6 protein-coding genes and 1 pseudogene are annotated in these 6966 nt (G+C 63.3%); 6 read left to right on the top strand and 1 reads right to left on the bottom strand.

The window, feature by feature from the left end; translation table 11 throughout:
* The first annotated feature begins 383 nt into the window (after positions 1–383).
* The 4 genes from A3764_RS05770 to A3764_RS05755 all read left to right on the top strand — a co-directional run bounded on the left by A3764_RS05770 (position 384) and on the right by A3764_RS05755 (position 5557).
* Positions 384–1028 (top strand): DUF998 domain-containing protein, encoded by a 645-nt coding sequence (locus A3764_RS05770; RefSeq protein WP_067928135.1) that lies wholly within the window; start codon positions 384–386, stop codon positions 1026–1028.
* Between the two features lie 123 nt (positions 1029–1151).
* Positions 1152–2798 (top strand): electron transfer flavoprotein-ubiquinone oxidoreductase, encoded by a 1647-nt coding sequence (locus A3764_RS05765; protein ID WP_067928138.1) that lies wholly within the window; start codon positions 1152–1154, stop codon positions 2796–2798.
* Positions 2799–2966: 168 nt separating this feature from the next.
* Positions 2967–4682 carry a tetratricopeptide repeat protein gene (locus A3764_RS05760; RefSeq protein WP_067928163.1) on the top strand — a complete coding sequence of 572 codons (1716 nt, stop codon included), beginning with the start codon at positions 2967–2969 and terminating at the stop codon, positions 4680–4682.
* Positions 4679–5557 (top strand): 4-(cytidine 5'-diphospho)-2-C-methyl-D-erythritol kinase, encoded by an 879-nt coding sequence (locus A3764_RS05755; RefSeq protein WP_067928142.1) that lies wholly within the window; start codon positions 4679–4681, stop codon positions 5555–5557. The genes A3764_RS05760 and A3764_RS05755 overlap by 4 nt, the downstream gene beginning before the upstream one ends.
* Here A3764_RS05755 and A3764_RS05750 read toward each other — a convergent pair.
* The gene (locus tag A3764_RS05750) at positions 5541–6539 is read right to left on the bottom strand and encodes a polyprenyl synthetase family protein (protein WP_067928145.1); all 999 of its coding nucleotides are present in this window, start codon (positions 6537–6539) and stop codon (positions 5541–5543) included. The genes A3764_RS05755 and A3764_RS05750 overlap by 17 nt on opposite strands.
* Before the next feature lie 56 nt (positions 6540–6595).
* On the opposite strand from A3764_RS05750, the gene A3764_RS05745 reads away from it, so the two are divergent.
* The gene (locus A3764_RS05745; RefSeq protein WP_067928148.1) at positions 6596–6811 is read left to right on the top strand and encodes a putative signal transducing protein; all 216 of its coding nucleotides are present in this window, start codon (positions 6596–6598) and stop codon (positions 6809–6811) included.
* A pseudogene (locus A3764_RS25895) lies at positions 6808–6966 on the top strand (methyltransferase); the annotation flags it as partial. The gene A3764_RS05745 and the pseudogene A3764_RS25895, both read left to right, overlap by 4 nt.

Here is a 6966-nt window from a genome sequence, read left to right as displayed (position 1 = left end):
GAGAGCCGCCCCTCGTTGAACGAGGGGCGGCCGCTGTTGGTGTTCGTCTTTAACTGACCCAAACGGATAAGCAAATGCAAGGGGGGCGGCCCGTACCAATCGGCAAGGGAACGCGCAACGGGGTTTCGCGCATATGTGGCGCAGCCGGGGGTCGGGTGGTGTGCGCAGGGCGTAAAAACCCCTCGCGTTGCTTTCCTTTACGGCCTGCAACCCTAGGTTTTGACCCGGGCAACGTGAGGGGAGTGGCGTTGCTCGGCCGAGCGCGCTGAACCCCCCTGCGCCAAATCCGGGGGCATCGCCGGGTGGTGGGTAAACGATCCCCCGCGCTACATGGAACGCCAGACGCCTTTGCGCGTAGGATCGGGTAACCAAAGGAGAAAATTGTGGAAAATGAGCGCAAGCTGCGCGTGGGTGGAAGCCCGCTGCTGGTACCGGAATTCGTCGCTGTTCATGCATGGGTTGCCATCATCGGGGCACTGGCGCTCGTGGCGGGGAACATCGTGGGGTCCATCGTCGTGCCCGGGCATGACTGGATCGCAGACACCGTCAGTGACCTTGCCGCTGGCAGATACGAGATCATTCAGGATGTCACGCTCTATGCTTTCGCGGCGGCGCTGATCTGCCTGTCCCTGGCTGCCGCTCATCTGCATGACGGATCGCGCGCGTGGTCGGTGCTGGTCTATACGCTCGTGCTGCTTGCGCTTTGCGTTACGATCATCGCGGCCCGCAACGAATACGGGGACGGCGATAAGGAAGGCATCGTCATCCATATCTATGTCGTCTACGCGCTGGGGGCTCTTTTCATCACGGCCTTTTCGATCCTCGGTTTTCGCGGGCACCGGTTCGGGCGCGGGGTCATCGTGTCGTCGCGGGTGTCGGCGATTATCTGGCTGGTCGGCACGCCGGTCTTCTTCAACCTGCCGACCTCGATCGATGGCGCGTTTGAGCGGTTCCTCGGTATCGTGGCGGTGATCTGGTGCATCATCTTCGCCATGGCGATGCGCAGATGGAGCTTTCATCACGGGTGATCGGGCCGTGGCTGAACGGGTCCCGCCAAGGGCCGCAGGGGGTTTAACGCGGTGTCGCGATTGCAAAGTTCACTGCCGTGGTTTAGCCAAATCCAAATGTTTTGATCCGAGGGAGCACCGGATATGTCCGAGTTTGAACGCGAAGCGATGGAATATGACGTTGTGATCGTCGGCGCCGGGCCTGCCGGCCTGTCGGCTGCGATCCGGCTGAAGCAACTGGATGCGGATTGCAACGTCGTCGTTCTCGAAAAAGGTTCAGAGGTCGGCGCGCACATCCTCTCCGGTGCGGTGCTCGATCCCTGTGGCCTCGACGCGCTGATGCCGGACTGGAAGGAAAAGGGCGCCCCCGTCACCGTCGAGGTGAAGGAAGACAATTTCTACATGCTGGGCGAAGCGGGCAAGCTGCGCATCCCCAACTTCCCCATGCCACCGCTGATGAACAACCACGGCAACTACATCGTCTCCATGGGCAATGTCTGCCGCTGGATGGCCGAACAGGCCGAGGCGCTCGGTGTCGAAATCTTCCCCGGCATGGCCTGTTCCGAACTCGTCTACGGCGAGAACGGAGAGGTTAAGGGCGTCGTCGCGGGTGAATTCGGCATCGAAAGCGACGGGACCAAGGGTGCGGGCTATGAGCCGGGGATGGAGTTGCACGGCAAATACGTCTTCCTGTCCGAAGGTGTGCGCGGAAGCCTCGGCAAGCAGGTGATCGAGAAATTCGACCTCGCCAAGGGGAAAGAGCCGCAGAAATACGGGCTCGGCATGAAGGAAATCTGGGAAATCGATCCCGCCAAGCACCGCGAAGGCACCGTGACCCATACCATGGGCTGGCCGCTGGGCAGCAACGCGGGCGGCGGTTCCTTTATCTACCACCTCGACAACAATCAGGTCTACGTGGGTTTCGTCGTGCACCTTGGCTACAAGAACCCGCATGTCTTTCCCTACATGGAATTCCAGCGGTTCAAGCACCACCCGATGGTCGCCGAGCTTCTGGAGGGCGGCAAGCGCGTGGCCTATGGCGCGCGGGCGATCACCGAGGGGGGCTATCAGTCCATGCCCAAGATGGTGGCGCCCGGGGTGGCGCTGCTGGGCTGCGAAGTCGGCATGGTCAACGTGCCGCGGATCAAGGGCAACCATAACGCCATGCTGTCCGGCAAGGCCGCGGCAGAGGCGGCGCACGAGGCCATCAAGGCAGGCCGGTCTGCGGATGAGCTGAATGACTACGAAGCCGAAGTACGCAATGGCGCGATCGGCGGTGATCTGAAGAAAGTGCGCAACGTCAAACCGCTCTGGTCGAAATACGGCCTTACCGCCAGCCTTGCGCTCGGGGGCTTCGACATGTGGACCAACACCATGGGCTTTTCGCTCTTGGGCACGCTGAAGCACGGCAAGTCGGATGCGGAAGCAACCGAACCGGCCGACAAGCACAAGAAGATCGACTACCCCAAGCCGGACGGCAAGCTTTCCTTTGACCGGCTGACGAACGTCGCCTTTTCGTTCACAAACCACGAAGAAAGCCAGCCTGCGCATCTGAAGCTCAAGGACCCGAGTATCCCGGTGGAACACAACCTGCCCAAATACGCAGGCCCTTCGGCACGCTATTGCCCGGCGGGGGTTTACGAATTCGTGGGCGAGGGGGCGGATACCAAGTTCGTCATCAACTTCCAGAACTGCGTTCACTGCAAGACCTGCGATATCAAGGATCCGGCGCAGAACATCGTCTGGACAACGCCGCAGGGCGGTGACGGACCGAACTACCCCAACATGTAACGGGCCGGGCCGCGAAGGCAGATCGTCTTGCGCGGCCCGATCATTCCGCCCCAGCGCGTTGCGGGTATTCGCCGATATCGGCGCGCGCCCTCGCGGTAGACCTTTGCGGCGTTGCGGTCAGGCGTGAAAATGATAGCTTTGCGTCAAAGCATGAGCGAGGCAGCCCTGATGTTACGCACCCTTTTCACGACAGCCTGTGCCGCGGCGCTTTCAGTGACGCTGGGCACCACCGCAATGGCGGAGGCCGCATCCGGCGCTTACCTCGCCGGGCGTCACGCCGCGGTGCGCAGCGATTTCCGCATGGCGGCCCGCTTCTACGCGGAGGCCCTTCGGGAGGATCCGCAGAACGTCGAGCTGATGGAAAGCGCGGCGCTGTCCTACCTTTCGCTCGGGCAGATCGAAAAGGCACTGCCCCTGGCCAAGGCGCTGGACGAAGAAGGCCAGCGCAGCCAGATCGCCCATATGCTGCTGATCGCGGGCTGGGCAAAGGATGGTGATTACCGCACCCTGCTTGACAGTGACCCGGACCAATCCGGCATCGGCCCGTGGGTCGACGGGCTTGTCCGGGCCTGGGCGCATATGGGGGCGGGCGACATGACCGCGGCCCTCGCCCAGTTCGACGCACTGAGCGCCGAAGCGGGTATGCAGGGCTTCGTCAATTACCATCGCGCGCTGGCGCTTGCGTCTGTCGGCGATTTCGAGGGCGCGGAAGCGATTTTCGAAGACGATCTCGCAGGTTCCGTTGCCCAGACGCGCCGGGGTATCCTCGTCCGGGCCGAGGTGCTGGGCCAGCTTGGCCGCTATGAAGACGCACTGGACCTGCTGGAGCTTAACTTCGGCGAAAGCACCGACCCCGAGCTGGAAGAGCTTGTCGCAGCGCTTGAGGCGGAAAAGCCCTTTCCCTACAGCCAAGTGCCTGATGTAACCGCCGGCATCGCCGAGATTTTCTATACCTTCGCCTCGGTTCTGCGCAGCGAGGCGGCGGGGGATTACTACGTTCTGCTCTATTCGCGTATTGCCCGCTACCTGCGGCCCGATCACATCGATGCCCTGTTGCTGACAGCGGATCTGCTGGAAAATCTGGAGCAATACGGCCTCGCCATCCGCGAGTACAAGGAAGTCCCTTCGGATGATCCGGCCTACCACGTTGCCGAACTGGGCCGCGCGGATGCGCTGCGCCGTCTGGGCGAGGAGGAGGAGGCCATCCAGGTGCTCGAACAGCTCACCCGGATCCACGGTGATCTTGCCGTCGTGCATTCGACGCTGGGCGACATGCTGCGCGCGAAGGAAGAATATACCGCCGCCATCGACGCCTATGATCGCGCACTGGCTGCAACGGGGGAGGGGCTGCGCACGCGTTGGCTGCTCTTCTATTCGCGCGGCATCGCCTATGAACGGCTCGGCGATCTGGCGGCTGCGGAAAAGGATTTCCGCTCCGCGCTGGAGATCAACCCCGAACAGCCGCAGGTGCTGAACTACCTTGGCTATTCGCTGGTCGAACAGCAGCGCAACCTCGACGAGGCGCTGGACATGATCGAGCGTGCGGTCGCCGCCTCGCCCGATTCAGGGTACATCGTGGATTCCCTCGGCTGGGTGCTCTATCGCCTCGGTCGCTATGACGAAGCGGTGGAGCAGATGGAACGCGCCGTCGAACTCGTGCCTATCGACCCGGTGGTGAACGATCATCTGGGGGATGTCTACTGGGCCGTGGGGCGCGAACGCGAGGCGCAGTTCCAATGGCGCCGGGCGCTTTCCTTCATCGACGATGAAGGATCCGATACCGAAGCGGACGCTGAGCGCATTCGCCGCAAGCTCGACATCGGGCTTGACGCGGTGCTGGCCGAAGAGGGCGCGCCGCCGCTGAAGGTAAGCGCGCGGAAATGACGCAACAGAATGGCGGGATCGATCCCAGCGCGGTCGGCCTGCCCCGGGCGGAAGACGCATGGGCAAAGATCAATCTGACCCTTCATGTCACCGGCCAACGCCCTGACGGCTACCACCTGCTCGATTCTCTGGTCGTGCGGGCGAAGATCGGCGACCGGCTTCAGGTGACACCGGCGGAGGATCTCACACTTTCGGTCGATGGCCCATTTGCCGAAGGTGTGCCGCTGGACGCGCGCAATCTGGTGATCCGGGCTGCGGAACTGCTTGATGCAGGTACAGGCCGGGGTGCCGCGCTGCGGCTGACGAAGAACCTGCCCGCCGCGGCGGGGATCGGCGGTGGCTCGGCCGATGCCGCGGCCACCCTGCGGGCGCTCGGCGCGCATTGGGGGCTTCCCGTGCCACAGGATACCGCCACTTTGGGGGCCGATGTGCCGGTCTGCCTGCAGGACGGCCCCCAGCGCATGACAGGGGTGGGGGAGGTGCTGACCCCGCTGAGGCCCTTGCCGCCCTGCTGGATCGTGCTGGTCAATCCGGGCGAGCCGCTGGCCACGCCACAGGTTTTCGCGGAACTGCAATGCAAGCTCAACGCACCGATGGAAGCCATCCCTGCCTTCGCGAATTTCGCAACCTTCGCGGATTGGCTCGCATCGCAGCGCAACGATCTGGAAGCGCCAGCCCGGGCGACCCTGCCCGAAATCAGCCTCTGCCTCGAGGCGTTGAAGGACGCGGCGCTGGCGCGGATGTCCGGCTCCGGGGCGACATGCTTCGGTCTTTATGAAAGCGCAGCGCAAGCCCGCGCTGCCGCTGACTGCATCGCGAAGGTTCAGCCGCGCTGGTGGGTGGCTGCCGCCCCGATGATCAGTTCAGACGGCTGACCACGTAATCGGCGAGTTCCGCCAGCATGCCACGGATCGGATGATCCGGCAGAGCGTCCAGTGCCGTCACCGCTTTGCGGGCCCAGCCCCTTGCGTCCGCCTCCGTCGCGTCCAGCGCGCCATGCCGCTTCAGCAACGCCAGTGCTTGATCGAGGTCCCCATCCTGCTGGCGACCTTTCTCGATGGTGCGGACCCAGAACTCACGCTCCTCGGGCGTTGCGGCGGCCACGGCCTTGATCACCGGGAGGGTGAGTTTGCGTTCGCGGAAATCGTCCCCGATGTTCTTTCCGGTCGTTTGCGCGTCGCCCCGGTAATCCAGCAGATCGTCCGCGATCTGGAAAGCGATCCCCAGCGCATCGCCATAGGCGAACAGCGCGCGCACCTGATCCGCCGGTGCACCCGCGATCACGCCGCCCACCTCTGTCGCGGCTGAAAACAGTGCCGCGGTCTTGCCCCGGACGATCTGGAGATAGACGCTTTCATCCGTCGCGAGGTTCTGCGCCGCCGTCAGTTGCAGCACCTCGCCTTCGGCGATCGTCGCCGCCGCGTTGGCAAGGATGTTCAGCACCTGCATGGAGCCGGTTTCGGTCATCAACTGAAAGCTGCGGGCAAAGAGGTAATCGCCCACGAGCACGGAAGACTTGTTGTCCCAAAGCAGGTTCGCCGTTGGTCGTCCGCGCCGCTGCGCGCTTTCGTCCACCACGTCATCATGCAGCAGGGTCGCGGTGTGAATGAACTCCACCGTCGCGGCAAGATGCACGTGGTAAGGCCCCTCGTAGCCGGAAAGCCGCGCCGCCGCGAGCGTCAGGAGCGGGCGCAGCCGCTTGCCGCCCGCTTCGACCAGATGGGCGGTGACCTGCGGGATCCGGGGCGCGTGTTCCGACGCCATGCGCGCGCGGATCAGGCTGCCCACGGCATCCATATCGTTTGAGAGATGTTCGGCAAGGCGATCGTGCGGTTTCATGCGGGTATCGTTTTCCATCGCGCTTTCCTACCGTGATACTCGACAACAGCGCGGCCGGTGCCTAAATCGCAGACATGAAGGAACTTCTGCGCTCCACCGACCTTACGATCATCGCTTTCGCCACTGCCCTTCTGCAGGGCGAGGATATAGACTGCTTCGAGATGGACGTAAACATGAGCGTACTTGAAGGAGGGATCGGAATATTCCCGCGCAGGTTGATGGTGCGCCCCGAAGACCACGACGCGGCGCTTCGGGTGTTGCGGGATAACGAGATCCCCCTCGGCCTGTGACCGCAAATAACGACGAAGACCTGAGCCTTGATGCTTTCTTGGGCGGGCGGGTCCACCTGTGGCAACCGAAACGGGGCTACCGGGCGGGAATTGACGCGGTCTTGCTGGCAGCTGCGGTGCCTGCGGAGGCCCGCGAAAGCGTTCTGGAGCTTGGG

Origin of the sequence: Sulfitobacter sp. HI0129, assembly GCF_001635395.1 — a bacterium.
Classification (GTDB): domain Bacteria; phylum Pseudomonadota; class Alphaproteobacteria; order Rhodobacterales; family Rhodobacteraceae; genus Sulfitobacter.
Note: the sequence above shows the minus strand (reverse complement) of the source record. Positions and strands in the feature narration are given on the sequence as shown.